We start from the raw sequence: 237 nt of genomic DNA on the forward strand, positions 1-237 counted from the left end.
TTGTTGGCCAAGGTGATGACCAAGAGTACTTATCTGATCTGATAGATGCACTGCCCCGGAGGGCCCTATCGCGCGCAGGCTCGCTCCTACAGGGTTCTTCGTTTCAGCCATAACAAAGGCGACTGCCGTGAGGGAGTCGCCTTTTTTCTGTTGGAGAATCTTACGCCATATTGCGTGCGTAGACGATTTCGAGCATTTCGTGCTTCACACGCTCAGTCACCTGGGCACGTTGCTCAG

At 53.6% G+C, this 237-nt stretch carries 1 protein-coding gene; it reads right to left on the reverse strand.

The features are described 5' to 3' along the window. Nucleotides 1–160: 160 nt before the first annotated feature. Nucleotides 161–237: hypothetical protein (locus tag SB725_RS33820; protein ID WP_410923773.1), on the reverse strand; the 77-nt coding region annotated here is incomplete at its 5' end.

Source organism: Pseudomonas sp. SIMBA_041, from assembly GCF_046535095.1.
Classification (GTDB): Bacteria; Pseudomonadota; Gammaproteobacteria; order Pseudomonadales; family Pseudomonadaceae; genus Aquipseudomonas; species Aquipseudomonas mucoides.